A 25,669-nucleotide genomic window follows, 5' to 3' on the forward strand; every position below is an offset into this window, starting at 1 on the left:
TTGCGGCCTCTTTATACCCACTGGGGAGGAGTGCCTCATGCACCAAGTACCTTTATTTATCAACGGCGAATTTACCCAATCAAGTTCAACGCAGTTGATTGATGTTATCAATCCTGCAAACCAAGAAGTGTTAGCTCAAGTTCCGTGTGCAACGGATGCTGAAATGGATGCAGCCATTGCCTCTGCAAAAGAAACATTTAAAACATGGAAAGAAGTGCCTATTTCTGAGCGTGCGCGCATTATGATGAAATACGCTGCACTACTAAAAGAAAACCATGACGAGCTTGCGACGATTATTTGTCATGAGCTGGGTAAAACATTTGAAGATGCCAAAGGCGATGTTTGGCGTGGTATTGAAGTTGTTGAGCAAGCAGCAAACGCTCCATCACTAATGATGGGCGAAACAATGGAAAACGTAGCGCGTAAAATCGATACTTACTCTTACATGCAGCCACTGGGTGTCTGTGCGGGTATTACGCCATTTAACTTCCCTGCGATGATCCCTTTATGGATGTTCCCACTAGCTATTGTGTGTGGTAACACCTTTATTCTGAAACCATCAGAGCAAGATCCACTAACACCGATGCGTTTAGCTGAACTATTTGTTGAAGCGGGCGCGCCAAAAGGGGTGTTACAAGTTGTTCACGGTACAAAACCACAAGTTGACCGTTTATTAGAAGACCCAGCAGTACGTGCTATTTCATTTGTTGGTTCGTGTGGTGTAGGTGAATACATCTATTCAAAAGGCACAGCAAACCTTAAACGCGTACAAGCTTGTGTAGGTGCAAAAAACCACATGGTTATTATGCCAGATGCCAGTAAATCGCATGTTGTAAATAACTTAGTCGGTGCGTCTGTAGGTGCTGCGGGTCAGCGCTGTATGGGTATTTCGGTAGCTGTATTTGTTGGTCAAGCAAAAGACTGGGTTGATGAAATTAAAGCTGGCTTTGAAAACGTACGCCCAGGTGTATGGGATGATGCCAACGCGGCTTACGGCCCACAAACATCAAAAGCTGCTAAAGACCGTATTTTATCACTTATCGCAAGTGGTAAAGAACAAGGTGCAACGTGCTTAATTGATGGCTCTGACTTTACTGTTGAAGGTTACGAGCAAGGTAACTGGGTTGGTCCAACGCTATTTACTGATGTAACCACCGAGATGGATTTATACAAAGAAGAGATCTTTGGTCCTGTATTGGCTTGTATGTTCGTAGATACTCTTGAAGAGGCGATTGAGCTTATCAATAACTCGCCTTACGGTAACGGTACTTCGTTATTCACATCAAGCGGCGCTGCTGCACGTAAATTCCAACATGAAATTGAAGTAGGTCAAGTTGGTATCAACGTGCCAATTCCTGTGCCACTACCGTTTTTCTCTTTCACAGGTTGGAAAGGCTCATTCTACGGTGATCAACACACCTATGGTAAGCAAGGTATTCGTTTTTACACAGAAACGAAAACAATTACTTCACGTTGGTTCGAGGATGATATCGCCTCAGGTCCGAACATGAGTATCAACCTTAAATAAGCCGTAATTAATTTACTGCTGAGCGAGCACATGCTCGCTCAAAGAACACACATTTAAACGACAACAATCGTTATTCACACAAGAATAAGACAACAAAATAGAGGTCTACTATGGACTTTAATTTAACCGAAGATCAGCAAGCATTTGCTGAAACAGCCCGTCAGTTTGCAGAGTCTGAACTTGCTCCACATGCTGCTAAGTGGGACCAAGAACACATTTTTCCTAAAGACTCCATTAAAGCAGCCGGTGAGCTAGGCTTTTGTGGTTTATATACCCCTGAAGAAGCGGGCGGCTTAGGTTTATCTCGCCTAGATTCAAGCATTATCTTTGAGCAGCTTGCCATGGGTTGTACCGCAACAACCGCTATGTTGACCATTCATAATATGGCAACCTGGATGATTGCAAGCTTTGGTACTGAGGAAGTAAAAGCTCAATACTGTGAACAATTAGTAATGGGTGAGTTACTTGCGTCTTACTGTTTAACAGAGCCTGGCTCTGGCTCTGATGCGGCATCGCTAAAAACCAAAGCGGTTAAAGAGGGCGATGAGTATGTGATCTCAGGCTCTAAGATGTTTATCTCGGGTGCTGGTGAAACTGATTTACTTGTAGTTATGGCGCGCACTGGTGGTGAAGGCGCTGCCGGTATTTCGGCATTTGTTGTGCCAGCTGACGCAGCAGGTATCGAATACGGTAAAGCTGAAGAAAAAATGGGCTGGAATGCACAGCCTACACGTTTAATTAGCTTCGAAGGTGTCAGAATTCCTGCGGCTAACTTATTAGGTCAAGAAGGCGAAGGCTTTAAGTTTGCAATGCAAGGCTTAGACGGTGGTCGTATTAATATTGCTACCTGTTCATTAGGTACAGCACAAGCAGCTCTTAATACTGCGCGCGAATACCTAAAAGAACGTGAGCAATTTGGTAAGCCTTTAGCTGCTTTCCAAGCACTGCAATTTAAGATTGCTGATATGAACACCGAGCTTGTTGCCGCTCGTCAAATGGTACGCTTAGCCGCATTTAAACTAGATACCGGTGACAGCGAAAAAACCACCTACTGCGCGATGGCAAAACGTTTTGCTACAGATGTTGGTTTTAAAGTCTGTGACGACGCACTACAAATTCACGGCGGTTACGGTTACATCAAAGAATACCCATTAGAGCGTCATTTCAGAGACGTCCGTGTGCATCAAATTCTTGAAGGCACAAATGAAATTATGCGTGTGATTATCGCACGTCGTATCTTAGCTGAGTCAGCTGGCGACATTCTATAAGGAGCAACCTATGTCTAATCCATCGATTGATTTAAATATTGAAGGTAACGTAGCGGTTTTAACTATGAATAACCCGCCAGCGAATACCTGGACACAAGATACATTAACCGCGCTTAAAGACACTGTAACTGAGCTAAATGCTAACAAAAATGTCTATGCATTAGTGATTACAGGCCAAGGTGAAAAGTTCTTTAGTGCAGGTGCTGATTTAAACGTGTTTGCCAGCGGTGACAAAGGCGTTGCTGCCACTATGTCAAAAGTGTTTGGTGATGCATTTGAAGCATTAACCAATTTCCGTGGTGTATCAATCGCGGCAATTAATGGTTATGCCATGGGTGGTGGTCTTGAAGTGGCTCTTGCTTGTGATATTCGTATAGCTGAAGAGCAAGCTCAAATGGCACTGCCTGAAGCGAAAGTTGGCTTACTGCCTTGTGCTGGCGGTACGCAAAACCTTGCGTGGCTTGTTGGTGAGGGCTGGGCAAAACGCATGATCTTATGTGGCGAGCGCCTAAAAGCAGACAAAGCTCGCGAAATTGGCCTTGTTGAAGAAGTTGTTGGCACTGGTGAGAGCTTAGCTGCAGCAATGAAACTTGCTAACCAAGTTGGCGAGCAAAGCCCAGTTGCTGTGACGGCATGTAAAGAGCTTATTCAAAAAGGTCGCACACAACCTATGGCTCATGCGTTGCCATTAGAGCGTGAGTTATTTGTACAATTGTTTGATACGAAAGACCAAAAAGAAGGCGTGAATGCGTTCTTAGAAAAGCGTAAAGCAAATTGGGTAAATGGCTAATGACTAACGTAACACTACTAAATCATCAAGATGCGCCTGTGGTGTTTGAAACTGCAGAGGCCGAGAGTGGCCTTATTGCAATTGCGACACTCAATGCACCTAAGTCGTTAAACGCTTTAAATTACGACATGATCCAACTGCTTGAGCCTCAGCTTAGAAAATGGGCTGACGATGACGCCGTTGCCATGGTCATTCTAAAAGGGGCTGGCGAAAAAGCATTTTGTGCCGGTGGCGATGTAGTAAGCCTGCATAAAGCAATGAGCACAGGTGAGCCAGCTAACTACATTGAAGACTTTTTTACCCTTGAGTACAAATTAGACTATCTAATTCACTGCTATGAAAAGCCAATATTACTTTGGGGTAATGGCATTGTTATGGGTGGCGGCCTTGGCTTAATGGCTGGGGCGAGTCACCGAGTGGTAACAGAAACATCGTGTATTGCAATGCCTGAGCTAACCATTGGTTTATACCCAGATGTGGGGGGCAGTTATTTCTTACATAAAATGCCTGAGCAAGTGGGTCTATTCTTAGGGTTAACTGCGGCGTCTATCAATGCTGAAGATGCCTTGTTTGTTAATCTTGCAGATCACTATGCAACAGCAGATAAATATGACGCTATTTTAACGGCTATCACCGCTGAAAAGTGGGGCAAAACAGCCTCATTAAACCACGAAAAGCTGACAAATATTCTAATCTCTATTGATAATATTTCAGGCCGTGTTCCTAAAGGCAATGTAAAAGATAACTTACCGGTTATTCAAAAGCTGGCTGAGTTTGATTCATTGCAGGGGAAAATTGACTACATTCAAGCTTTACAAACTGAAGACAAATGGCTTACTCGTGCGCAAAAGTCATTAGCGCATGGTTGTCCGCTTAGTTGTGCGCTGGTAGAACGTCAATTAGCTAATTCAAAAGAGATGACGTTAGCAGATTGCTTCAAAATGGAGTTAGGCATGTCGGTTCGTTGTGGCGAAGTAGGCGAGTTCCAAGAAGGCGTTCGTGCGCTACTAATCGACAAAGACGGTGCACCTAACTGGCAGTTTAAATCGATTAGCGATATCGACGAAACAGTTGTAGATAGCTTCTTTACAGCACGCTGGGATGAGCAATCTCACCCACTAAACTCATTAACGTCATCTTAAGTCCAAGGGGTAAACAAATGGCTAAATTAACAATAGGATTTATTGGTTTAGGCAACATGGGTGGCCCAATGGCGGCAAACCTTGTCAATGCAGGGCATACAGTTCGTGTGTTTGACTTAAATAAAGCAGCTGTCAGTGATCTTGCCGATAAAGGTGCAATTGCTGCAAACGATGCAGCTGAGTGTGCCATTGGCGCTGATATTTTTATCAGTATGCTACCAGCAAGCAAACACGTTAAGTCTCTTTATTTAGGCGAAACAGGCCTTATCAACTTACTTGATAGCAAAACTTTAGTGATTGACTGCTCAACCATTGATGCAGAATCAGCGCGTCAAGTGGGTAGCGAGCTTGCTCAAAAAGGTATTGATTTTGTTGATGCACCAGTATCAGGTGGTGTTGCAGGTGCAACAGCGGGTACTTTAACCTTTATCGTCGGTGGTGAGCAAAGCCACTTTGAAAAAGCCAAGCTGGCTCTAGTAGATATGGGTAAAAACATCTTCCATGCTGGTGATATTGGCGCAGGCCAAGTCGCAAAAATCTGTAACAACATGCTGCTAAGCATTTTAATGGCTGGTACTAGCGAAGCACTACAAATGGGAATTAACAACGGGCTTGATCCAAAAGTGTTAAGTGACATTATGAGCGCAAGCTCTGGTCGTAACTGGACACTTGAGCTTTACAACCCATGCCCTGGTGTAATGGAAACGGCGCCAGCAAGTAATGATTATAAACCGGGCTTTATGGTTGATTTAATGGCGAAAGACTTAGGTCTTGCTATGGAAGCGGCTCAGCAAAGTAATTCATCTACCCCAATGGGGTCAATGGCGAAGAATCTATACACTATTCTTCAGCATCAAGGTGCGGGTAGTGATGATTTTAGTGCTATTTTTAAATTATTCTCGAAGTAGGAGATTGTTGTGGAAATTAAAAACAACAACATCGTAATTACCGGTGGTGCGCAAGGTTTAGGCTTTGCTATGGCCGAGAAATTTGCATCCCTTGGCGCGAACATCGCCCTTATCGATATGCAACAAGATGTACTAGATACTGCAGTATCAGCGCTTGCCAAGCATGGCACAAAAGTCATGGCGTATGCTGCTAATGTTACAGATGAAGACGCTGTAGTAGCAACGTTTAACACGATTAACAAAGACTTTGGCCATATCGGCGTGTTAATTAATAACGCAGGTATCTTACGCGATGGTATGTTTATCAAAGCAAAAGAAGGCAAAGTGGTAGATAAAATGTCGCTGGCTCAATTTCAATCTGTGATTGATGTGAACCTAACTGGTGTATTCTTAGCAGGACGTGAAGCTGCGAGTCACATGATTGAGTCTGGCAAAGGTGGCGTTATCGTTAATATGTCGAGTGTTGCTCGTGCAGGTAATATTGGCCAAACAAACTATGCTGCGTCTAAAGCCGGTGTTGTTGCGATGACAACGGGTTGGGCGAAAGAACTAGGTCGCTTTGGTATCCGTGTTGGTGCAATCGCACCAGGTGTTATTCGCACAGCAATGACAGATGCAATGAAACCAGAAGCAAAACAACGGATGATGGCGGTAACGCCAGTGGGTCGTTTTGGTGAAGCAGATGAAATTGCTCAAACAGCACAATACATTGTAGAGAACGACTTTTTTACAGGTCGTGTTGTTGAAATTGATGGCGGTATCCGCCTTTAGTTTGAAATGGTAACCCTTTACCCATTGAAAGTACCAAAACGGTAAGCATAGCTTGCCGTTTTTTTATTTTTAAAGTATTTTAAATTCATAATGATAAGGAGATTTGTTATGAACACTGATGGCATTACAGTATCAATGAGCAAGGGAATTAAAGCCAACTTCAAACTGGGTGAACATTTAATTGAATACTGGGGTTCTGCTTACTCAGGTAAAGAAGTTCTGAAAGTAGACGGTGAATTAATAGCAGAATCACGTAACTTTAAAACAAAATCTGTTCATGAGTTTCATGTTGATGGTAAAGCCTGCCAATTAACAATTTCAGTGACTTTATTCAGGAAGTTTTCTTCTACCATTACATTAGAGTGTGAGGGTGAGCTAGTTCACAGTTATCAACTCACATATGGTAAAACCCGACAAATTGCTTGGTATTTAAAAGCAATCCCATTTTTATTTGCAGGGGTTTTAGGCTGGTGTTTTGCCGCTGATATTCTTACCTTATTAGAGTTGGTTATCTTTTGTTGCTTAACCTTCGCAGTATCAGAACTGGTTATGAAAGATCAAGGCTGGATCATAGAAGAGCAAAAGCCTTGTAATTAACTGCCTAGCATTCAATAATTAAGCGGTTAAAAGCCGCTTAACTTTGAGAGATGCAGTGAATCCCAAACAAATCCGCAATTTTTATATCAATGAAGAGCAGTCTGTTTATTTGCTGTCTCACCATGATGCTAAAAAGCACCGTCAATGGCTTAACATTTGTATTAAACAGCTTACTTTGCTTGGTTACAGTTACGTTGAATTAATTGGTTCTGGTGCGTTTGGATTTGTTTTTGCCGGTGTTGATGATGAAGACCTACCTTGGGTATTTAAGTTTTCACGGATAACCCTTGCACAAAGTGTACGTGATCGTCTAGAAGACGAAGCGTACATGCTCTCGCAAGTTAATAATCCGCTGGTGCCAAAATTTTATGCCTTTGAACGCATTAAAAAGCAAGGCATTTTAATGATGGAGCGGGCTCTAGGTGAAGACTTAGAAAAAATTTCCATCAAGCAGGGGCGTTTTAGTGCAGCAAAAGTCATGGCGCTTGCTCTTAGGCTACGTAATGTGCTGGTAGATTTACGTGAACACAAAAATGGCTTAAGCCCACAGCCTATTGTACATGGCGATATTAAACCCTCTAACATTGTTTATGATGAACAAACTAATAAGTTGTCGTTGGTAGACTGGGGCAGTTCTGTTTATGCACAAATAGATGCTGAAGGTAATCCGGTTGCTAGCAACTTTATGGATCTTATGTCTGCTGATATAAGCACAACCAATGCACGTATGGGTGATGTGTATTTTATTGGTGATGAGCAAATGTCGGGCGGGCAGTCATCGCCACGTTTTGATGAGCAAGGTGTTGCTTCAACTCTTTATGCACTGGCATCTGCACAATCTTGCCGATTTGGTGCGGCGGTTATTCCGGCTACAAGCCTGAATTTACCTATGGAGCTTGCCCGGGTTATTGACGGTATGCTTTCAAAAGATAAGGCAACCAGAGATGGCGCTGGTGATTATTTTATGCGAAACATGCCTACAATGGCTAAAGCTTACCTCCCTGAGCTGCCCCGTAAAGTCATTCGCCCTTATATCCCTTATTGGTTTAGTGAGTTTGATGAACACCCAGACACGGTAGTTTATAGCTCACGTAAACAATTTTTAAGACAAGCGGACCATAATCAACAATTACTTGATGTAAACGATGCCCAGCTCGACAGGTACTACAAAGAGTTTTTATTTGATACCGGCGACACCGAAAAAGCATTTTTGGCCTCTATTAGCCGATTAGCAAAATATCCGGTAGTAGGGGGCCTTAGTTTTCATTGGAAAGAAAACTCACTGTTTGTTGAATCATCACTTATCCTGCATGATGAAACACTTGGTACAGCCTTTACCGATGCCATTAACAACACGGTGATGTTAGCACAGGGGATTGAACAAAAAGGTCTCTTTAAATGTTGTTTGTTTGATGCGCGTAAGACCATTCAGCTCGAACGTGATGGCACAGGTGCGTTTAAGTTTGAGAATTTACCTGAGCTTGATTACGAAGTAATGGATGTACAAGCCTCAGACGTAACCAGACCGCATTCGTACTTTGAAGATGGTAAAGACCCTGATGAGCAATTACAGCTCCCGAAAAAGGTTATAAAGTGCGTATTTGAGCTAAACCAAATACACCATACAGGCTGTATTATTTTTGAAGCCTTACCTGATAGGATGAAGATACACCATTACTATCGTCTGCTAGATGCCAGTAAAGAACCAGAATTTAAACGTTTATTAAGTAAGCTCATGCAATACGCGGTTAATATCACAGATGTGGGTGTAGCAGGATTTATGAAGCTACCTTACAAGAATACTCGTGAATTTGATTTGTGTACTAAACAGCCCGATGAGTTTTATCCGCGAGACCCAAAAAGAGCTAAATGCTAAAAGCTGACTAAATTAAAGCAGTAAGGAGAATAACAAACATGGACTACACCCCAAATTATAAAAATTATTCATTGAATGAGCTTCTAGATGCTCAAAAATATATTGATAAAGATAGCTTCCCACAAAGAGCACAAGAGTTAGAATTAGAGATAGCAAATAAAATAAAAGACCCAGAAATAAAAGCAGAGTTTGAAGAGCTAGAAACGAGTAAAAGGTATGCTACTTTTTGGCCTCGTTTTTGGGCCGCGATTATTGATGGTTTAATATTTACAGCATTACTTTATATTGAATGCTTACTCTTTGGCGTTGAATACTCTAACCAAAACATGGTTTTACAAGCCGTTAATGGCGTTCAGTATATTGGCTACGTTGTTTTTATGCATGGGTTTTATGGCCAAACTCTTGGTAAGATGGTGATGGATGTTAAAGTCCTCGATCATGACACTGAAACAGATATTAATCTTAAACAATCGGTTCGCCGAGAATCTGTAAATATTGCTATTAACTCATCTTGGATACTACTACTTTTATCTATTTCAATATCGTTACAACAACTCGGTAGCATACATGAGTTTTTAACTTATTTAATTATGGGTTTGAGTTCTTTAGCTACACTATGGGCATTGTCAGAATTTATAACCATGCTGTTTAATGAAAAGCGTCGTGCAATACATGACTTCATAGGTAAAACGGTTGTTGTTAGGTTGTAATAAGGAGCGCGACTATGTCAATCCCAATAAAAATACCTGAATTACCAAATGATATTGGCGATGTTAAGGTAGCAAATGTTCATGTAGATGTTGGCGATATTGTTTTAGTTAATTCCCCCCTCTTTGATATAGAAACAGATAAAACAATATTAGAAATTCAAGCGTCTGAAGCAGGTGAAATTAGTGAATTTAAGGTTAAAGCTGGGGATTATGTTACTGCTAACCAAGTAGTTGGGATGATGTTACCTGATGAAAACGCTGAAATTAGATTTGTTCACTCTACACCGAAGGAAAATGCTACTTCTAAAGTAAACACCTCAGATAAAAAGAGTAAGAACCATCAAGTTCAACATTATTGGCTGCTAGTTCTTTTTTTTGTGGCTATTGTAGGTATTATTTATACAAGTTTGTAACTGAGAAGATGATGTTATTTGGCTTTTAACAGGTGTATTTAAAGCTAAACAATGACCAAATGATAATTAATGGAATCTTTATTTTAAAGAGAACTCTGAGTTAATAAGTAAAACCTTAAAATGAAAAATTCAATAACCTGCTAAATAGCAGGTTATTAAAGGGGCAGCCTTACTTATGCTCTTCAATGATCTCAGTGATCCCTTCAGCAGAAAGTATTTCTATCCAATAACCATCTGGGTCTTTAATAAAGGCTAAGCCTTTCATTGAGCCATCGTCTGGTTTTTTGACAAACTCAACATCATATTTTGCAAAACGCTCGCATGCTGCGTACACATCTGGCACGCTAATACCGATATGACCAAAGCCTTTTGGTTCATCATTACCACTATGGTAACCTGTAAAACTGTCGTCATTTTCTGTGCCCCAATTATGTGTAAGCTCGATAAGAGCAGGGCGGCGAAATACCCACTGTGCTTTTTCTTTATCGCTGCCTGTTGGCATGTCTTGCTCATAACCTAAAAAGTACAGCGTAAACTCCATTTTAGGGAAGTCATATTTACCAAGTAACTTCATACCTAAAACATTTTGATAGAAATCTAAAGAAGGCTTTGGATCTTTAATGCGCAACATTGTCTGTTGCATTACATAACCTTGCGTAGCGGTTGCGATTTGTTCAGGTGATTCGTTGTAGTTAGACATACACATCCTTTTTAGCTGATATTTCTGGTAATATAATTAGTCTAACATATTCACGTTACCCTTAAATTAATAACAAATATTTTTGATGTGCTAAGACAAATCTTCAGTTCTTAATTTGCTAACCCAAATAAAAAACCGCCCAAACAGGCGGCTTATTTCATCTTACAGCTCAAAGCTTAAAAATCAATTACCCCAAGGATTACTCGCACTTGAACGTTGTTTTCTAGCTCGAGCAAGTTGTTTAGCTTCTTTTTTAGCGTGAATGCGTTTGGCGTCGGTAAAACTTAACTCACACGGTTCACCTGGTTTTTGATCAGCAGGGATCACGCGATCGCGTGGCGGTAATTCGTAGTTGACATTGTCTGGGCGTGGTAAGTTTTTAAGACGATACAAATAAAAGTTCTCGACTTTTTCTTGAGCCCATTGGGTTTTACGTAAAAACTTAACCGTAGATTTAACATCTGGATTATTCTTAAAGCAGTTCAACCGCATATAGGCGTGGAGTAATTCCCAGCCATATTGTTCCACAAGCTCTGTTACGACTTGCTCAATACCAACACCTTGTAGCGGGTTATTGCTGAAAATTTCTTTATTACTCATATCATGCTCTTGTTTATTGTTTACGTAATTAGTTAATTATAATTTGAAAGATCTAATTTAGATACCGCTTATCAATTTGATATACGAACCATTTTAAAAGTTTACATGTTTACCTTATATGGGTAATCTATGCGCTTGAATTGGCATGAGGCTAATTTATTAAATTGATTAAGGAATCTATAAATGGGACTTTTTGATAAGATCAAAACACAAGCTAATACAATTGGAACAAATATTAGTGAATCAACCTCTAAACTAACCAGTGATATCTCTACTGCGTCGAAAGAAAAATCAAAGCTTTCAGCGATTAATTCTGAAATTACTTCAATTAACGGGCAACTAAATATTGCTTACCAAGACATTGGTAAAAAGTATGTATCTAATTTAGTCGATAATAAGGGTGAAAATGTTGAAGCTGTTCTAAAAGATACACTCGACAGAATAGAGCCTCTTTTAGAGAAAAAAATAGAGCTTGAGAAAGAAGCAGTAGAAATTGAGAAAAAATTAAAAGATCAGATAATTCTACAAGAAAAAGCAATTTTTCAACGTGAGTTTGATGAAGAAAAAGAAAAGCTAGAGAAAGCTGTGAAACTGGATGTATTAACAGAAAAAGAGATGCAGGATAAATTAGCTAGAGCTCAGCTTAAATTGGATAATTTTGATAATATTCGTAAAGTTAAAAAACAGTACGATATGCAATTAATTTCAAAGGAAGAACTAAACGAAAAGCTTGCGGCGTTTGGTGTTTAAATTCTTTTTTTAAAAAGGCTCTAAGGTGTTTAGAGCCTTTAAATCTATTACTTACAATTAACTACTACACGGCCGCGTATTTCACCTTTTAATAGGGCTTCTGCATTTGCAATGGCCTCAGATAGCGTAATTTCTTGTGAAATAGTATCTAGGTACTGCGCCTCAACTAACTCACTTAAACGTTGCCATGCTTCAATTCGGTCAGCTTTAGGGCGCATTACGCTATCAATACCCATTAGGCTAATGCCACGAAGGATAAACGGCGCTACCGTTGCCGGAAAGTCCATACCTTGTGCTAAACCACAGGCTGTTACAACACCACCGTATTTAATCGATGCACACACATTTGCAAGGGTGTGGCTACCCACAGAATCAATTGCACCAGCGAATTGCTCTTTTGCCAGTGGTTTACCAGGTGCTGAGAATTCATCGCGAGATAAAACACGTTTTGCGCCTAATTTTTCAAGGTGATCTGCTTCGTTCATACGGCCTGTTGTGGCAACAACATCAAAGCCAAGCTTATTAAGTAAATAGATAGCAAAACTGCCCACGCCGCCATTAGCACCGGTAACAAGAATTTCGCCACTTTGGGGTGTGATACCTTGTTTTTCTAAAGCGATGATACTCAGCATTGCGGTATACCCCGCAGTACCAATTTGCATTGCTTGTTTTGGTGTTAAATTAGCGGGAAGGGGGATAAGCCAATCTGCACTCATAGACGCTTTTGAACTCAAACCACCTTGGTATTTTTCCCCAACACCAAAGCCATTTAACAGAACTTTATCACCTACTTTAAATTCATCACTTTTAGACTCAGTCACTGTGCCTGCAAGGTCAATACCTGGGATCATTGGAAATGTTCTTACCACAGGGCCTTTACCTGTAATCGCTAAAGCATCTTTGTAATTCAAAGTGCTGTAGTCAACATCAATATTTACATCGTGCTGGTGGATGCTCTCTACAGGAAAGTCTGTGTATTCGGCACGATAGCCTTGATCATCTTTGTTGATAACTACCGATTTTACTGATGTTGTCATGTTGACTCCTTTTAGACCGATCGTCTTTTAATGGTTAAAATAAAACCGTATTAAAACGGCATTATAAAATTAAGCGTAAAAATTGAGCTGTATAAAGGGTAAGCGGTTCACTTGATTTATCAAGTTTAGAGCGCATCACTGCGCCTTCCCAGCCAATCCAGAAGAACTCAGCAAGCATTTTACAATCTGATGATTGAGGTATTTGTTTTTGTTGCTTCGCGTCTATTAAGCAGTGTTCAATTAGAGCTTGCCAGCTGGTGTAAGCCTGCTTAATACGTGCAATCATTGCTTCATTAAGGTAGCTGAGCTCTTGGTTTAAATTACCAATTAAGCAGCCGCGATTAAACTCAAACTTTGCCATGCCTTGTTTAGCGTCATTAGCAAACAGTACAATCCTTTCAAGAGGGGTTGTTGCATCGTTTGCTAGGTGGCGTTTTAACTTTGCCTGAAAATAGCTGTCGTAAGCATCTATGAGTGCCAAGCCGAAATCATTTTTACTTTTAAAGTAATGATAAAAAGATCCCTTAGGTACTTGTGCTGATTTTAAGATTAAATCAATGCCGGTTGCGCTAAAGCCTTTTTCAGTTAATACGGCTAACCCTGTATTAATTAGTAGGGCACGCGTATCTGCATTTGAACGCGCTATTTTTGGTGGCCTGCCACGACGGCTCGGCACAGAGTTATTTGTTTCCATGAGCACCATATTAGACCGATCGGTTTTTAATATGCAAGTAATAAATAGACTAAATTGTAATCATCACAAATTTGTCATGATTACAATTTAATTGGGAACTTTGTAGAAATAGGCTAGGTCACAAATATTGAAGCTAAAAGAGCTGTATCGTTTTTAGCTGAATTTAAGTGTATTAATAGATGGTTTTAGTTAAAGAGGTACGACCACTTAGTCATTTAAAATGTTAATTCATTTGAGCATCAGCACGTTAGTTATTGTCAATTTATTTAATTGCTTTTTGCTATTTGAATTTAACAGTTTTATTAACTATTCATTAAATGTAGATGTCAATTTCGCTACATATCTATAAATATAAAAGGTGAGGATATTACCTATGAAGAGACAGAAAAGAGATCGTTTAGAAAGAGCTCATTCTCAAGGTTATAAAGCAGGTTTGGCAGGCCGTTCCAAAGAACAATGCCCTTATCAACAAATAGACCCTAAATCAGAATGGTTAGGCGGCTGGCGAGAAGCCATTGAAAACCGAAATATGTTTAAAACTTAAAGTAGGCACCTTATTTACGCAAAAAAGCCCCACTTTGGGGCTTTTTTGTATCTACAAATTAATATTAGAATGCAGATGTATCTTGGAAAAGACCTACTTTAAGATCTTTTGCTTCATAGATTACGCGGCCATCTACTTCTACAGTACCATCAGCCATACCCATGAATAATTTACGTTTAATTACACGCTTCATGTCTAAACGATAAGTTACTTTTTTAGCTGTCGGTAAGATTTGACCTGTGAATTTAACTTCACCTACACCAAGTGCACGACCAAGACCTGGACCACCAGACCAACCTAGGAAGAAACCAACTAATTGCCACATAGCATCAAGACCAAGACAACCAGGCATTACTGGGTCACCTTTAAAGTGACAGTCGAAGAACCAAAGATCAGGGTTGATATCTAGTTCTGCAACGATTTGGCCTTTACCGTGCTCACCACCATCAGCAGTGATAGAGATAATGCGGTCCATCATTAACATGTTGTCACTTGGTAAACGACAGTTGCCTTCACCGAACATTTCACCTTGACCGCAAAGGACCAATTCTTCTTTTGTATAGCTGTTTTTAGGTTCCATAACTCTCATTCATCGCTTAGAAATTGCCCCGTACTTTAGCGTACACTTGTACGCTAAACAACTCGGAGCAGTTAATTATTTGCTATTTTTCGCTTGTTTTATGACCATTTAATTAAACTGTCGCTGATAAAGGGAGATAAAACCGCGCATTGTGAAGTAAAAATCATTATAATTGCTGTGATTCTTTAACCAGTCTAAAGGAAATTTATGATCCTTTTTGTAAACTCACTGACAGTGATTGATTTTTCTTACTTGTGTAATAAACGCGGCGCAGTTGGCGAGAGCTGGATTGTGGATTTAACTCTGCACGGTCAATTAAATGATGAGTCGATGGTGCTTGATTTTGGCTTAGTTAAAAAGCAAATCAAGGGCATTATTGATAACTGTATCGACCATAAACTTGCTGTGCCTGCCACACTAAACGGTTCACTAACACAGCATGCTGAGCACAGCGTGCTAGATTGTCATTTTGGTGATAATTATCACTTAGCTATGAGCGCTCCTAACCAAGCATATTGTTTAATCGATGCTGATGTTATTGATGAAAAGTCGGTAACCGAGTTTTTAATTAAAACAATTATGCCTGAGCTACCTAGCAACATTGAAAAGATTGAAATTAATTTATACCCAGAGCATAGCCAAAGTTTTTATTATCATTACAGCCATGGTCTTAAAAAGCACGATGGTAATTGTCAGCGTATTATTCATGGTCATCGCTCTCAGATTGGTATTAGCCTTGATGGTATGGCTATGCCTCGCTTACAAAAAGAGTGGGCAGATAAATGGGAAGACATTTATCTAGCAACAGCTGAAGATGAAATCAATAAATCAGACCTTAAGCATGTAACTGCACAAGAGAACGATGTGTGCTTTGCTTACACATCACAGCAGGGCTATTTTGAAATGGCGATAGACAAATCACGCTGCGACATTTTACCTTGCGATACTACGGTTGAGTGCATTGCAGACTACTTAAGTTCACAAGTTAAAAACCAATACCCTGATACAGAAGTTAAAATTACAGCTTACGAAGGGGTTGGCAAAGGGTCTATCAGTTATGCGTAAAGGACTATTGTTAGCAGTATTAGCAGGGGTGTTTTCGCTTTCTGCTACTGCTGTCGAATTAAAAGGACATTTAACTCAAGGTGGCTTAGTAACAGGGCAAATCGAAGGTGCTAAAAGTGTCAGTTTCAATGGCGAGCCACTTAAACTATCTTCTCAAGGTGAGTTTGTATTTGGTTTTGGCCGTGATGCAGATACAAATCACAGCTTAAGTTGGACTGACAGCAAAGGTGTTAGCCACGAACAAGCAATTGTCATCACTAAGCGTGATTATAAAATTGACAAAATTACTGGTGTTGCACAAAAGTATGTTTCGCCACCAAAAGAAGTGTCTGAGCGTATTAGCCGTGAAGCTGTTGCTGTACGTAAAGCCCGCGAAGTTAATTCGGATTTACGATACTTTTTAGACCCTGTTTATAAGCCGGCAACTGGGCGTATCTCAGGTGTTTATGGTAGCCAGCGTTACTTTAATGGTGAGCCTCGCCGCCCGCACTTTGGATTAGACATTGCCAATAAAACGGGTAGCCCAGTGTATGCACCAGTAAGCGGTACTGTGGTGTTTGCTGATGCTGACTTATATTACTCTGGTGGTACCTTAATTCTTGATCATGGCCATGGCGTTACTTCAACTTATATTCATTTAAGCAAATTAGATGTAAAAGTAGGGGATGAAATTAAGCGTGGCGATAAAATTGCGGAGATCGGCGCGACCGGACGCGTAACCGGCCCTCATTTAGACTGGCGTTTTAATTGGAAGAATGAACGCCTTGACCCTGCGCTAATGATGCAAGACACATTAGCTAATGAAAAGTAGAGACTATGATACAACAAATCGATCGTGACGCTATTATTGCAAAGCGTATTGCTGATTCAACAACATCAGTTACAAAAACAGTTTTTCCTGGCCGTACTAATCACCACAATACTTTATTTGGTGGTGACGCATTAGCTTGGATGGATGAAGTAGCATTTATTGCAGCTACACGTTTTTGTCGTAAGCCACTTGTAACGATTTCGTCTGACCGTGTAGATTTTAAAGAAGCCATTCCAGCAGGTACATTTGCAGAACTTATCTCGAAAGTTGTGCATGTAGGTAATACCAGCCTTAAAGTTGATGTTGAAATCTTTTTAGAAAGAATGCACAAAGATGACAAACACTTAGCTATTTCTGGCAGTTTCACGTTTGTAGCTGTTGATGATAATCACAGGCCAACACCGGTTGTTTGCGATAAAATGATCAACGGTTTCGAATAAAGCACGGCTATACCAATTCGCAATAAAACTTAATTAAGCGAATTGGTATTAAACTTAAAAAATAAGTACCTGCGGGTATTTATTTTTACACACAAAAGAACACATCATACTAAATTTTGTGTAAATATTATCTCAGCAAAGATTAAGAAATAAGACTATAAGTAATCAGAGGAGGGTGGCTATGCGTTTACTAATTCTGGTTCTTTATGGCGTTCTTTTATTTTTAGCTTTTAATCAATTAGATTCTTATATGCTGGATTTAATCGCAGCGCTAAGAGGTCAGTTAATTTTAGTTAGCTTTTTACCTGTAGGGTTATGCTATTTTTACAGTAAAAAGATGGCATCAAGCTTACTAGTTTTAAGTACAATTTTGACTTTAGTGCACTTTAAACCTTACTCATCTAATCAGAGGGAGGTCGGTGATATTAAGGTTACACAAATAAACCTACAATATAGTAACCCTAACTTACAACAGATTATCTATAACCAAATGATAGAAGAGAAAAATGATATCCTGGTGTTATTAGAATTTAATGATACACAGCGTCATGTTCTTGATAATCTCAACACAGAATATCATTTGTTTGGTTATGCTGAAGTTGAAGGCGCGCCTTTTGGTATAATCGTTATCTCAAAACTTCCGATTATCCAAAAACAAATTAAACGTTTTGATAATCCAAAACTAGGCTATGTAAAACTTAGTTTTTTGCATAATAACATTATGTTAAATAGCCTTGTTTTTCATCCTCCATCACCAAGAGATAGAACTCTATGGACGCAACGCAACTCTGTTTTAAGTAAAGTGCAAAACGAAATTAAAACTTTAGGAGGGAATTGGTTAATTGCAGGGGATTTTAACACGGTTCCATGGTCGCGCTATTTTATTGAAGCTGATAATAATTGCTTTGATCGTAGTGGATTTTATGTAACTTGGCCTTCTAAAATTCAATATAATGGCTTACCAGTTTTAGGTCTTCCTATTGACCATTGTATTGCAAGTGAGAAAATTAGGCTAACTAATATTAATACTAGTTTCGTTAAAGGTAGCGACCACAGGTCGCTTACCTATGAAGTTAAACTATCTAAACAGTGAAGTTGTCTTAATTTACTATTTTCTATCAATATCTCTACTAACATACTTAATTCAAAATTATCCCAAGGCTTTGCCGTAATCATTGTTGCGACTTTATCTTTGACTGCATGCTTAGATGCTTCCATCTCTGCATAGCCAGTTAATAACATACGCGAACTGTAAGGTTTTACTGCCTTAATTTTCTCAAGTACAGCTAAACCACTCAAAGAAGGCATTAATAGATCACAAATTACCAGGTCAAGCGCATTTTGTTTCGCATATTCAATAGCTGCATAGGGATCACTGTAACAAACTACAGAATAGTTACTAATTAGCAGCCGTTTTAATGAGCGCAAAATTGCCTCATCATCATCAATTATTAATACAGTTTCTTTCATTAGCTTGCACCCAATAAGTGTTTTAGATCATAAAGAACATGTTTAAAATTTCGCTTATGAGGAAATAGCCAAAATGCCTTATTTGAATAGGATAGTGCTTTCGAGTAATTACCTAATTCTCTATAAAACTCACCATAACACTCACTTAAACGTGCTTTTATTTTCTTTAATTCTCCTTTTGTAACCCCGTATTGATTCCTGCGTATAATTTCAACCATTGCGGCTAATCGATTTTCTCTATTAGCAGTTATTGAGTTTGCTCGCATCAAGTAGTGCATTGCGCACAAAGAGCTGTAAGCTACATCACCTTGCTTAGCTATTTTTAACCAACAATCCAGATCTGTTGCGCTTGTTAATTTGTGATCAAATCCGCCTACGTCAATCAAAGCGGCACGTTTAACCATTACAGATGAAGTGCCAACAATGTTAGTTGTTATCATTTGACTTATTGGGTTTTTCAGCAAATGAAATTCTGTGTTCGTTCTATTGCTGTCGAATTCAGGCCAGTAGTCAAAACAGCTGATTATGTCTTCATTTTTTTCATTAAAGTGCATGTAGTCAGTAAAACTTAACACACAGTCTGGGTGTTTTTTATGAAATGCAAACTGTTTAGCTAGTTTATCTTTTGACCAGTAATCGTCTGCATCTAAAAATGCAACATACTCTGAATTTGCTTGTGTGATGGCCAAGTTTCTTGCTGCCACGACACCTTTCCTATTTTGCGTAAATAAACGTACTTCTTTATTTGTTTTAGCGAGTTGTTGTAAGTAGTCTATGCTTCCGTCAGTAGACCCATCATCAACAATAATAATTTCAAAATTAACATCATTTTGTTGGTAAATACTGTTTATGCATGTCTCTAAATACTTGAGACAATTGTAATTAGGGATGATTACACTAACTTGAGTAGACATAAGATTACTCCAAAAACTTAAACATATTATTCTTGTAGTACGCAATTTAGAAGCCACTTTTATTAGCTCGATATTGGCTATAATTCTCTGATTTTTCTTTTTGTGCGTTGCATTTTGCAATTATTTATAGATTTGACGTCTCAAATTGAGAAAAGTACCCCATAAAAAGCAGGTATGGTTATTGCCCTTGTTTCTACATATATTTTAGTAGGAGCATTTTATGAAACACATCGCTATCTTAGTTCCGAGTTTCCCAGTTGCATCAGAAACATTTGTTGTCACAGAAATTAATGCACTTCTAGATGCTGGACATAAAGTGACGGTATTCACTTTTGAAAAAACCTCTGTGTTGATTAATTTATCAAGTGCAATAGAGGTCAAAGAGATTGAAAAGCCTGATTTTAAAAAAATACTTCCCGCAATGTTTAATGTTGTGAAACTCAGTAAAGCAATAAATACTGCAATCCAGTTTCGCTCGATATCTACACAATCTCTTATTGGCTATGGCTACAAAATTGCTCAGTACCTTAAAGTTGCCAAAATAGATCATTTGCACTGCCATTTTATGCATGGCCCTTTAGCGTATGGCATTGTTGCTGCGAAAATGGCAAATATCACTGTCTCTTCGATAGGGCATGGCCATGATGTTTATGTGAATAGTGCCGATTTAAACTCGAAATTAGCTTTATGTGATTTCTCTGTCGCTGTGTGTGAAGAAATGGCTATGCAGTTTAAAAAATGCGAAAAAAGTAACGTGAAATTACTTCACTGCGGTATCGATACTACAAAATTTAACCAAACGCCTTCATCATTAAGTGAATCTGTAAGGTTAATTTTTATAGGTAGGCTAGTCGAAAAGAAAGGGCTTCAATTCTTATTACCAGCTCTTAAACATATGCCTAAAGAATTTGGTATTACTTTAGATATCGTTGGCGACGGTCCAATGATCAACGACCTAATGTATATGGCTGAAGAGCTTGGCGTAAGAAAGTCAGTCCGGTTTCTAGGTGAAAAACCTCATGCTTGGGTAAGTGAAAACCTAGTGAATTATTCAGCTTTGATTGCCCCATTTTGTGTCGCTAAAAATGGTGACCGAGATACAGGGCCACTGGTTTTAAAAGAGGCAATGGCATGTGGTTTACCCGTTTTAACAACCACTTTAATGGGTGCGAATGAAATTGTTACGCCTAATGTTGGCATGAAATGTATGCCTAGCAGTATCTCTGGTATTAGCAAGATGCTTTATAAATTTCATCAGTTGTCACCTCATAAACGCTATTTACTCGGCCAAAATGCAAAACAACATGTTAATCAGCACTACAATGCATTTAACCAGGCTAAACAACTATCAAAGTGGGTTGAAGCTTTGTAAGGAACAGTTATGAGTAATCTAAAACAAATAGGTTATTTTGCCGTCGCAGTATTATCAGTAAAAGGACTAGGCTTTTTATTGCTACCAATTAGCACACGATTTCTAAGTCAAGTAGAGTTTGGTCAGTTAAATTTTCTAGTAACTGTTTCTGCGCTGTGTTCGCTTATTTTATCAATAGGCTTACCAGAGCTTTTACTTAAACAACAGTACAATACTCATACTGAAAAACTTGCTCTGTTTCGTGACGCGGTAATAACAACCTTTATATTTAGTTTACTCTTTGCGGGTTGTTCTTTGATTTTTTCTGAGCAAATAGCACATCAGTTACCGGCCAAAGTTGATCCTCTAGATTTAAGGCTATTAATTGTTAACCTTATACTATCGGCGCTAATTGGTATTCCGTACATTTATTACCGCTTGACTAATAATGCGAGAACATATTGTTATTTATGCATTTCTCATGCTTTAGTCCAAACAACATTAACGATTACCTTACTATTTTTAGGTTTCAGTATCACTGGAGTTATGGTGTCGGGCGTAGTGAGTAGTTTACTTATTGTATGTATTAGCTATTTTGATATTTTAAAGGTTATTAATGTAAGTTATTCAGAGTTTTCTTGGCGAATACAAGGGAAACAGACTGTTTTTATCATTTCTATTGTTATCTCTAGTTTATTTATTTATGCCGGAAACGGCGCTGAAAATTGGTTTATAGTTGCAAACTTTGATGAGACATTGTTAGCGAATTACTACGTGGCGGCGCAGTTTGCAGTATTAACTTCGTTTACGTTTGAGCCTATACGCCTTTGGTGGTTTGCTAAACGTTTTAGCCTAGTTAAAAACAATAAATCTGAATACGAAAGTAAAGCCATTCTCTGTTTGAGTGTTGGTTTAGCGCTTTGCGTAGTGATGTCTGTTCTTGCTCCAATCACTTTAAATTTAGTGTTACCTGATAATTACCACGGCAACGAGCACTGGTTAGTATTGTTAATTGTTGTGGTTGCTATTAGGCTCCATAGCGATATTTTGAATATTGGTTGTTATACGCATAAGAATGGGATCTGGGTACCCATTATTAATTTTTTAACTGCATTAGTCGGTCTGAGCCTTTTATATCTTCTGGTGCCAATGTTTGCAGTAGAAGGAGCGATCTTATCTTTAATTATTATGCAGAGCTTTAAACTGTTATGTTTTTACTTAACTAGCCAAAAATTTGTTCCGCTAACTTTTAAACTATCTTCACTTGCTCCTAGTTGGCTTGCTTTATTGATCATAGCGGGTATTTCGTTTATGCCTGGCAATTTAATTCTACAAGTAGGTGTCCTGTTAACGTACATTTTTGTATTTATTAATCAGTACAAGAGCATCATTTTACGAGTTATCAAAAAAACGGTAGAGGAGCGTAAATATGCTCAATTACTATAAGCAAAATCAACTTGTAATAAATGGTATTGTTGTCACCGTACTGGTTATTTCGACTTACTCGCTACTAGGTCCTATCGCCGTTTTTGCTTTATTACTACTTCCTTTTGCAGCGTTTACAGCAGTGAAAGTCAGTGTTGCATTTATTATCTTATTTATTCTTTTTAGTTATTTTAGGCTACACGAAGCATTTCCTGTTTTGATGCCATTAAAAATTCCTAAGCTCTTGGCATTAGCATCTCTTTTAGGGATTGCATGGCATCTATTTATTTCGCAGAAATTAAAGCCTCATTGGCATACAAATCACCTTATATTTTTTGCTTGGTTTATTTGGTTAACTATTTGCGTATTCAGTGCGGCTAACCGTGGTTTAGCGCTTGAGTATTGGTCAGGTGTGTTGATTAAAGTGCTCATAATGGTGTTTGCAATTTCATGGTGGATGACTTCTCTACAACATTTTAATGTTATCCGCATTGGTATTATGATTTCAGGCTCAGCCATCGCGCTTGTAGCCTTAAGTAATAAAATGAATGGGATCGGTCTTGTTGAAGGAACTCGTGTGACTATTTCGCGAGAGCTTCGCTCACAACTCGGTGACCCGAATGATTTATCACTTGTCATGATGTTCCCAGTGTCTTTTCTTGCAGCTGAAGTTTTTGATAGTAGCGCCCATAAAATAAGACGTTTTATAGCACTCATCTGTCTAATAGTTGCGATTAGTGGCGTTATTGCTACTCAAAGTCGTGGGGGATTACTGGGGATTGCAGCAGTATTAAGCTTTTTTATCTATCAAAAAATTAAAAATCCAATCATTGTTGGTTGTATAGGTGCTGTCGGAATGCTCGCGATGATTGTTTTTGCAGGGATATCAGATAGACAAAGTGGTGGTGCTCATGAAGATGGTGTCGATGAGTCTGCAATGGGCCGTATCTATGCTTGGCATGCGGCAATTAACATGGCGCTGTCTAATCCATTGACTGGGGTAGGTGTAAATAATTTTGTCGCGAATTATTTTTTCTATAGTCCACATTGGGATGGCAAGAATCATGCAGTACACAGTACATGGTTTCAAGTACTTGGCGAAACAGGCATTGTTGGGATGTTCATATTCATTGCCCTGATCACATGTATTTACAGAAGTTTAAACCGTGTTTTCTTGATAAATAAACAGCTTAACGATGAAAAAATAGCAGTGAATGCGAAAGCACTTAAAGGCGGGCTGATAGGCTTTATGGTGTCAGGAACCTTTTTAACTCAAGCTTTTACTTGGCCTATATACATCATCTTGGCGTTAACTATTGCTCTTGAAAAGCTTGTTATAGATAAACAAAAGGAAAGGCATTATGACTGAGAATTTAAAACAGTGGTTAAAATCAAGTGACAGTCCTTTTGCAAAGTCACTTTTTCAATTTGCAAAACTCATTCGCAATCCGCAAATGTTTGTAATACCAGGTTTCCATGCATGCCTATACAAACTGCATTTACTTGTTAAAACAATTTTCAGTGAACTATTACGTATCTTCTATTATACGCCAATTTTTAAAAGCCAAATTAAAGGTTCAAAACGTAATTTATATCTTTATTCTGGTATGCCACAAATTTTAGGGCAGCTAGATATAACGTGCCAAGATAATTCTCGTATTAGTGGTATTAGCACTTTTTGTGGTCGTAGTCATGGGTTAAACAAATCGCAACTTATCATTGGTAACAATGTCGATATTGGTTGGCAAAACTCATTCTCTGTGGCTGGTAAAATTGTTCTGCAAGATGATGTTAGGCTTGCTGGACGGGTTTTTTTAGCTGGTTTTCCAGGCCACCCTTTAAACTCGCAAAGGCGTGCTTTAGGTGAGCCTGATGATGATTCGCAAGTCGGAGACATCATTATAGAGCAAGGGGCTTGGGTTGGAACGGGGGCGACAATCCTTGCTGGTGTAACAGTAGGAAAGGGCGCAATAGTTGCTGCAAGTAGTGTTGTTACAAAAGATGTACCTGCAAATACGATCGTGGCTGGAAACCCTGCAAAAGTTGTTAAGAAGCTGGAGTCAGAGTCATGAAATTTATCGTTTTTGGTGAAGATTGGCAAAGCCATCCAAGCAGTACTCAACATATCTTTAAAGAATTAGCGAAAAGCTATGATATTGTATGGATAAATTCAATCGGTATGCGAAAGCCAACAATAAAGTTGCTTGATGTAAAAAGAGTTTTTTACAAACTAAAATCGTTAGTGTTGAAAAAGAGGCATACTGAAGAATCTGCAGACAAGCACAGCAAACTTAAAGATCATACTTTGCCGATTTTACCTTGGCATGACAATAAGCTTGTAAAAGCATTTAATAATTGGATTTTTAATAAAAAGTCTTTTGTTGATAATGAACCTATCATCTATTGGGTTAGTGTACCTACTGCCATATACCTTATTAATTTACGTCCCATAGACAAGATCGTTTATTATTGTGGCGATGACTTTTCGGCCTTAGCGGGTGTTGATCATTTAATGGTTGCTCCACTAGAGAGAGAGCTTATTCTTAAAGCCGACCTCATTTATGTAGTAAGTGAATTTCTTTCTAGCAAAATGCCAAAGCATAAAGTTAAGCTGTTATCTCATGGTGTTGACTTTGATTTATTTAATAATAAAAAGCAGAAGGCAGTTGAACTTAGTAATATAAATAAACCGGTTATTGGCTTTTATGGTTCTTTAAATGCGTGGCTCGACAAAGAACTTTTGCAAAAACTGGCACTTGAACGGCCTCAATACCAAATAATGTTAATTGGTAACATTATTGAAGACTTTGATTCATTATTATCCCTTAACAATGTGTCCCATGTACCCGCAGTAGAGCACCATAAACTTGCTACTTTTTCTCAACATTGGCATGTCTCGATTCTCCCATTTGTTGATAATGCGCAAATTAGAGCATGCGATCCGCTTAAACTTAAGGAATATCTAGCGACAGGAACCCCCATTGTTTCAACTAATTTTGCTGCAGTGAGACCCTATCAAGAGGCTGTGCTGATCGCAGACTCTATGAATGCCTTCATTGAGCGTGTGGACTATGCCATTAGCATAAGCGATGAGCAAAAGCTTAATTGGCGACAAACTCAAGCTGAATACGCAAAAAATCACAGTTGGCAAGTTAAGGCGCTACAAATAAGTGATGAGCTAGGGCTTGGTTAACTTCATCTATTAAAAGCTGCATTAACGCAGCTTTTTTTATTTTTGGAACAAGATCTGCAACAGAATAACTAATTGAAATTATCGCAATTTAT

28 protein-coding genes are annotated in these 25,669 nt (G+C 38.9%); 21 read left to right on the forward strand and 7 right to left on the reverse strand.

The features are described from left to right. Positions 1 to 37: 37 nt before the first annotated feature. The 10 genes from AOG27_RS14930 to AOG27_RS14975 all read left to right on the forward strand — a co-directional run bounded on the left by AOG27_RS14930 (position 38) and on the right by AOG27_RS14975 (position 10,003). Positions 38 to 1,528: a CoA-acylating methylmalonate-semialdehyde dehydrogenase gene (locus AOG27_RS14930; RefSeq protein WP_054553805.1), complete on the forward strand. Its 1,491-nt coding sequence runs from the start codon at positions 38 to 40 to the stop codon at positions 1,526 to 1,528. 110 nt (positions 1,529 to 1,638) lie between these two features. Further along, the gene (locus tag AOG27_RS14935) at positions 1,639 to 2,796 is read left to right on the forward strand and encodes an acyl-CoA dehydrogenase family protein (protein WP_054553806.1); all 1,158 of its coding nucleotides are present in this window, start codon (positions 1,639 to 1,641) and stop codon (positions 2,794 to 2,796) included. A 10-nt stretch (positions 2,797 to 2,806) separates the two neighbouring features. Continuing rightward, a complete protein-coding gene (locus AOG27_RS14940) occupies positions 2,807 to 3,586 on the forward strand; it encodes an enoyl-CoA hydratase (protein ID WP_054553807.1) in 780 nt (259 codons plus the stop codon). Then, positions 3,586 to 4,728, forward strand: coding sequence for an enoyl-CoA hydratase/isomerase family protein (locus tag AOG27_RS14945; protein ID WP_054553808.1), 1,143 nt, complete (start codon positions 3,586 to 3,588; stop codon positions 4,726 to 4,728). The genes AOG27_RS14940 and AOG27_RS14945 overlap by 1 nt, the downstream gene beginning before the upstream one ends. Before the next feature lie 17 nt (positions 4,729 to 4,745). Next, on the forward strand, positions 4,746 to 5,636 hold the full coding sequence (gene mmsB, locus AOG27_RS14950; protein WP_054553809.1) for a 3-hydroxyisobutyrate dehydrogenase: 891 nt from the start codon (positions 4,746 to 4,748) through the stop codon (positions 5,634 to 5,636). Positions 5,637 to 5,645: 9 nt separating this feature from the next. Then, a complete protein-coding gene (locus AOG27_RS14955; protein ID WP_054553810.1) occupies positions 5,646 to 6,407 on the forward strand; it encodes an SDR family oxidoreductase in 762 nt (253 codons plus the stop codon). 108 nt (positions 6,408 to 6,515) lie between these two features. Continuing rightward, entirely contained in the window at positions 6,516 to 7,004 is a 489-nt protein-coding gene (locus AOG27_RS14960) for a hypothetical protein (RefSeq protein WP_054553811.1), read from the forward strand. 55 nt (positions 7,005 to 7,059) lie between these two features. After that, the gene (locus tag AOG27_RS14965) at positions 7,060 to 8,880 is read left to right on the forward strand and encodes a protein kinase domain-containing protein (RefSeq protein WP_054553941.1); all 1,821 of its coding nucleotides are present in this window, start codon (positions 7,060 to 7,062) and stop codon (positions 8,878 to 8,880) included. Positions 8,881 to 8,918: 38 nt separating this feature from the next. Next, positions 8,919 to 9,590, forward strand: coding sequence for an RDD family protein (locus AOG27_RS14970; protein WP_054553812.1), 672 nt, complete (start codon positions 8,919 to 8,921; stop codon positions 9,588 to 9,590). A 14-nt stretch (positions 9,591 to 9,604) separates the two neighbouring features. Continuing rightward, positions 9,605 to 10,003 (forward strand): biotin/lipoyl-containing protein, encoded by a 399-nt coding sequence (locus AOG27_RS14975; RefSeq protein WP_054553813.1) that lies wholly within the window; start codon positions 9,605 to 9,607, stop codon positions 10,001 to 10,003. A 169-nt stretch (positions 10,004 to 10,172) separates the two neighbouring features. On the opposite strand, the gene gloA is transcribed toward AOG27_RS14975, so the two are convergent. Then, on the reverse strand, positions 10,173 to 10,703 hold the full coding sequence (gene gloA, locus AOG27_RS14980; RefSeq protein ID WP_054553814.1) for a lactoylglutathione lyase: 531 nt from the start codon (positions 10,701 to 10,703) through the stop codon (positions 10,173 to 10,175). A gap of 183 nt (positions 10,704 to 10,886) precedes the next feature. Beyond that, entirely contained in the window at positions 10,887 to 11,303 is a 417-nt protein-coding gene (locus tag AOG27_RS14985; protein ID WP_054553815.1) for a VF530 family DNA-binding protein, read from the reverse strand. Positions 11,304 to 11,486: 183 nt separating this feature from the next. Here AOG27_RS14985 and AOG27_RS14990 point away from each other — a divergent pair, with 183 nt between their 5' ends. After that, positions 11,487 to 12,053 (forward strand): hypothetical protein, encoded by a 567-nt coding sequence (locus AOG27_RS14990; protein WP_054553816.1) that lies wholly within the window; start codon positions 11,487 to 11,489, stop codon positions 12,051 to 12,053. A gap of 47 nt (positions 12,054 to 12,100) precedes the next feature. On the opposite strand, the gene AOG27_RS14995 is transcribed toward AOG27_RS14990, so the two are convergent. Together AOG27_RS14995 and AOG27_RS15000 are read right to left on the reverse strand one after the other, a co-directional pair. Next, entirely contained in the window at positions 12,101 to 13,090 is a 990-nt protein-coding gene (locus AOG27_RS14995) for an MDR family oxidoreductase (RefSeq protein WP_054553817.1), read from the reverse strand. Between the two features lie 61 nt (positions 13,091 to 13,151). Continuing rightward, positions 13,152 to 13,784, reverse strand: coding sequence for a TetR/AcrR family transcriptional regulator (locus AOG27_RS15000; protein WP_054553818.1), 633 nt, complete (start codon positions 13,782 to 13,784; stop codon positions 13,152 to 13,154). Between the two features lie 373 nt (positions 13,785 to 14,157). Here AOG27_RS15000 and rmf point away from each other — a divergent pair, with 373 nt between their 5' ends. Continuing rightward, a complete protein-coding gene (rmf, locus tag AOG27_RS15005; RefSeq protein ID WP_036968408.1) occupies positions 14,158 to 14,328 on the forward strand; it encodes a ribosome modulation factor in 171 nt (56 codons plus the stop codon). A gap of 64 nt (positions 14,329 to 14,392) precedes the next feature. Here the strand turns inward: rmf and fabA are convergent, their stop codons facing one another. Continuing rightward, positions 14,393 to 14,908 (reverse strand): bifunctional 3-hydroxydecanoyl-ACP dehydratase/trans-2-decenoyl-ACP isomerase, encoded by a 516-nt coding sequence (gene fabA, locus AOG27_RS15010; protein ID WP_054553819.1) that lies wholly within the window; start codon positions 14,906 to 14,908, stop codon positions 14,393 to 14,395. Positions 14,909 to 15,115: 207 nt separating this feature from the next. Here fabA and AOG27_RS15015 point away from each other — a divergent pair, with 207 nt between their 5' ends. The 4 genes from AOG27_RS15015 (at position 15,116) to AOG27_RS15030 (ending at position 18,317) form a co-directional block, all read left to right on the forward strand. Then, positions 15,116 to 15,973, forward strand: coding sequence for a 6-carboxytetrahydropterin synthase (locus AOG27_RS15015; protein ID WP_054553820.1), 858 nt, complete (start codon positions 15,116 to 15,118; stop codon positions 15,971 to 15,973). Next, positions 15,966 to 16,784 (forward strand): M23 family metallopeptidase, encoded by an 819-nt coding sequence (locus AOG27_RS15020; RefSeq protein WP_054553821.1) that lies wholly within the window; start codon positions 15,966 to 15,968, stop codon positions 16,782 to 16,784. Before AOG27_RS15015 ends, AOG27_RS15020 begins: the two co-directional genes overlap by 8 nt. 5 nt (positions 16,785 to 16,789) lie before the next feature. Next, positions 16,790 to 17,224 carry an acyl-CoA thioesterase gene (locus AOG27_RS15025; protein WP_054553822.1) on the forward strand — a complete coding sequence of 145 codons (435 nt, stop codon included), beginning with the start codon at positions 16,790 to 16,792 and terminating at the stop codon, positions 17,222 to 17,224. Positions 17,225 to 17,405: 181 nt separating this feature from the next. Next, positions 17,406 to 18,317, forward strand: a complete 912-nt coding sequence (locus tag AOG27_RS15030) for an endonuclease/exonuclease/phosphatase family protein (protein ID WP_054553823.1) — start codon at positions 17,406 to 17,408, stop codon at positions 18,315 to 18,317. Here the strand turns inward: AOG27_RS15030 and AOG27_RS15035 are convergent. Together AOG27_RS15035 and AOG27_RS15040 are read right to left on the reverse strand one after the other, a co-directional pair. Next, positions 18,290 to 18,694 carry a response regulator gene (locus AOG27_RS15035; protein ID WP_054553824.1) on the reverse strand — a complete coding sequence of 135 codons (405 nt, stop codon included), beginning with the start codon at positions 18,692 to 18,694 and terminating at the stop codon, positions 18,290 to 18,292. The genes AOG27_RS15030 and AOG27_RS15035 overlap by 28 nt on opposite strands. Next, positions 18,694 to 19,608, reverse strand: coding sequence for a glycosyltransferase family 2 protein (locus tag AOG27_RS15040; RefSeq protein WP_054553825.1), 915 nt, complete (start codon positions 19,606 to 19,608; stop codon positions 18,694 to 18,696). The genes AOG27_RS15035 and AOG27_RS15040 overlap by 1 nt, the downstream gene beginning before the upstream one ends. Before the next feature lie 220 nt (positions 19,609 to 19,828). Between AOG27_RS15040 and AOG27_RS15045 the strand changes: the two genes are divergently transcribed. From AOG27_RS15045 to AOG27_RS15065, 5 genes are read left to right on the forward strand one after another with little or no spacing between them, the layout of a single operon-like run. After that, the gene (locus AOG27_RS15045) at positions 19,829 to 20,980 is read left to right on the forward strand and encodes a glycosyltransferase (protein ID WP_054553826.1); all 1,152 of its coding nucleotides are present in this window, start codon (positions 19,829 to 19,831) and stop codon (positions 20,978 to 20,980) included. A 9-nt stretch (positions 20,981 to 20,989) separates the two neighbouring features. Continuing rightward, positions 20,990 to 22,405 carry a lipopolysaccharide biosynthesis protein gene (locus AOG27_RS15050; protein WP_054553827.1) on the forward strand — a complete coding sequence of 472 codons (1,416 nt, stop codon included), beginning with the start codon at positions 20,990 to 20,992 and terminating at the stop codon, positions 22,403 to 22,405. Then, the gene (locus tag AOG27_RS15055) at positions 22,389 to 23,753 is read left to right on the forward strand and encodes an O-antigen ligase family protein (RefSeq protein WP_054553828.1); all 1,365 of its coding nucleotides are present in this window, start codon (positions 22,389 to 22,391) and stop codon (positions 23,751 to 23,753) included. The genes AOG27_RS15050 and AOG27_RS15055 overlap by 17 nt, the downstream gene beginning before the upstream one ends. Continuing rightward, positions 23,746 to 24,456, forward strand: coding sequence for an acyltransferase (locus AOG27_RS15060; RefSeq protein WP_054553829.1), 711 nt, complete (start codon positions 23,746 to 23,748; stop codon positions 24,454 to 24,456). The genes AOG27_RS15055 and AOG27_RS15060 overlap by 8 nt, the downstream gene beginning before the upstream one ends. Further along, positions 24,453 to 25,577 (forward strand): glycosyltransferase, encoded by a 1,125-nt coding sequence (locus AOG27_RS15065; RefSeq protein WP_054553830.1) that lies wholly within the window; start codon positions 24,453 to 24,455, stop codon positions 25,575 to 25,577. The genes AOG27_RS15060 and AOG27_RS15065 overlap by 4 nt, the downstream gene beginning before the upstream one ends. Positions 25,578 to 25,669: the final 92 nt, after the last annotated feature.

Origin of the sequence: Pseudoalteromonas lipolytica, from assembly GCF_001306915.1 — a bacterium.
Taxonomy (GTDB): Bacteria; Pseudomonadota; Gammaproteobacteria; order Enterobacterales; family Alteromonadaceae; genus Pseudoalteromonas; species Pseudoalteromonas simplex.

Coding starts and splice junctions, on each gene's coding strand:
- AOG27_RS14960 (WP_054553811.1), top strand. CDS start 6,516: ATGAACACTGATGGCATTACAGTATCAATGAGCAAGGGAATTAAAGCC.
- AOG27_RS14970 (WP_054553812.1), top strand. CDS start 8,919: ATGGACTACACCCCAAATTATAAAAATTATTCATTGAATGAGCTTCTA.
- fabA (WP_054553819.1), bottom strand. CDS start 14,908: ATGGAACCTAAAAACAGCTATACAAAAGAAGAATTGGTCCTTTGCGGT.
- AOG27_RS14975 (WP_054553813.1), top strand. CDS start 9,605: ATGTCAATCCCAATAAAAATACCTGAATTACCAAATGATATTGGCGAT.
- AOG27_RS14985 (WP_054553815.1), bottom strand. CDS start 11,303: ATGAGTAATAAAGAAATTTTCAGCAATAACCCGCTACAAGGTGTTGGT.
- AOG27_RS15020 (WP_054553821.1), top strand. CDS start 15,966: ATGCGTAAAGGACTATTGTTAGCAGTATTAGCAGGGGTGTTTTCGCTT.
- AOG27_RS14935 (WP_054553806.1), top strand. CDS start 1,639: ATGGACTTTAATTTAACCGAAGATCAGCAAGCATTTGCTGAAACAGCC.
- AOG27_RS15050 (WP_054553827.1), top strand. CDS start 20,990: ATGAGTAATCTAAAACAAATAGGTTATTTTGCCGTCGCAGTATTATCA.
- AOG27_RS15060 (WP_054553829.1), top strand. CDS start 23,746: ATGACTGAGAATTTAAAACAGTGGTTAAAATCAAGTGACAGTCCTTTT.
- AOG27_RS14990 (WP_054553816.1), top strand. CDS start 11,487: ATGGGACTTTTTGATAAGATCAAAACACAAGCTAATACAATTGGAACA.
- AOG27_RS14930 (WP_054553805.1), top strand. CDS start 38: ATGCACCAAGTACCTTTATTTATCAACGGCGAATTTACCCAATCAAGT.
- AOG27_RS15045 (WP_054553826.1), top strand. CDS start 19,829: ATGAAACACATCGCTATCTTAGTTCCGAGTTTCCCAGTTGCATCAGAA.
- AOG27_RS14945 (WP_054553808.1), top strand. CDS start 3,586: ATGACTAACGTAACACTACTAAATCATCAAGATGCGCCTGTGGTGTTT.
- AOG27_RS15030 (WP_054553823.1), top strand. CDS start 17,406: ATGCGTTTACTAATTCTGGTTCTTTATGGCGTTCTTTTATTTTTAGCT.
- mmsB (WP_054553809.1), top strand. CDS start 4,746: ATGGCTAAATTAACAATAGGATTTATTGGTTTAGGCAACATGGGTGGC.
- AOG27_RS15065 (WP_054553830.1), top strand. CDS start 24,453: ATGAAATTTATCGTTTTTGGTGAAGATTGGCAAAGCCATCCAAGCAGT.
- AOG27_RS15055 (WP_054553828.1), top strand. CDS start 22,389: ATGCTCAATTACTATAAGCAAAATCAACTTGTAATAAATGGTATTGTT.
- AOG27_RS15040 (WP_054553825.1), bottom strand. CDS start 19,608: ATGTCTACTCAAGTTAGTGTAATCATCCCTAATTACAATTGTCTCAAG.
- rmf (WP_036968408.1), top strand. CDS start 14,158: ATGAAGAGACAGAAAAGAGATCGTTTAGAAAGAGCTCATTCTCAAGGT.
- AOG27_RS15035 (WP_054553824.1), bottom strand. CDS start 18,694: ATGAAAGAAACTGTATTAATAATTGATGATGATGAGGCAATTTTGCGC.
- AOG27_RS14940 (WP_054553807.1), top strand. CDS start 2,807: ATGTCTAATCCATCGATTGATTTAAATATTGAAGGTAACGTAGCGGTT.
- AOG27_RS15015 (WP_054553820.1), top strand. CDS start 15,116: ATGATCCTTTTTGTAAACTCACTGACAGTGATTGATTTTTCTTACTTG.
- AOG27_RS15000 (WP_054553818.1), bottom strand. CDS start 13,784: ATGGAAACAAATAACTCTGTGCCGAGCCGTCGTGGCAGGCCACCAAAA.
- AOG27_RS14995 (WP_054553817.1), bottom strand. CDS start 13,090: ATGACAACATCAGTAAAATCGGTAGTTATCAACAAAGATGATCAAGGC.
- AOG27_RS15025 (WP_054553822.1), top strand. CDS start 16,790: ATGATACAACAAATCGATCGTGACGCTATTATTGCAAAGCGTATTGCT.
- gloA (WP_054553814.1), bottom strand. CDS start 10,703: ATGTCTAACTACAACGAATCACCTGAACAAATCGCAACCGCTACGCAA.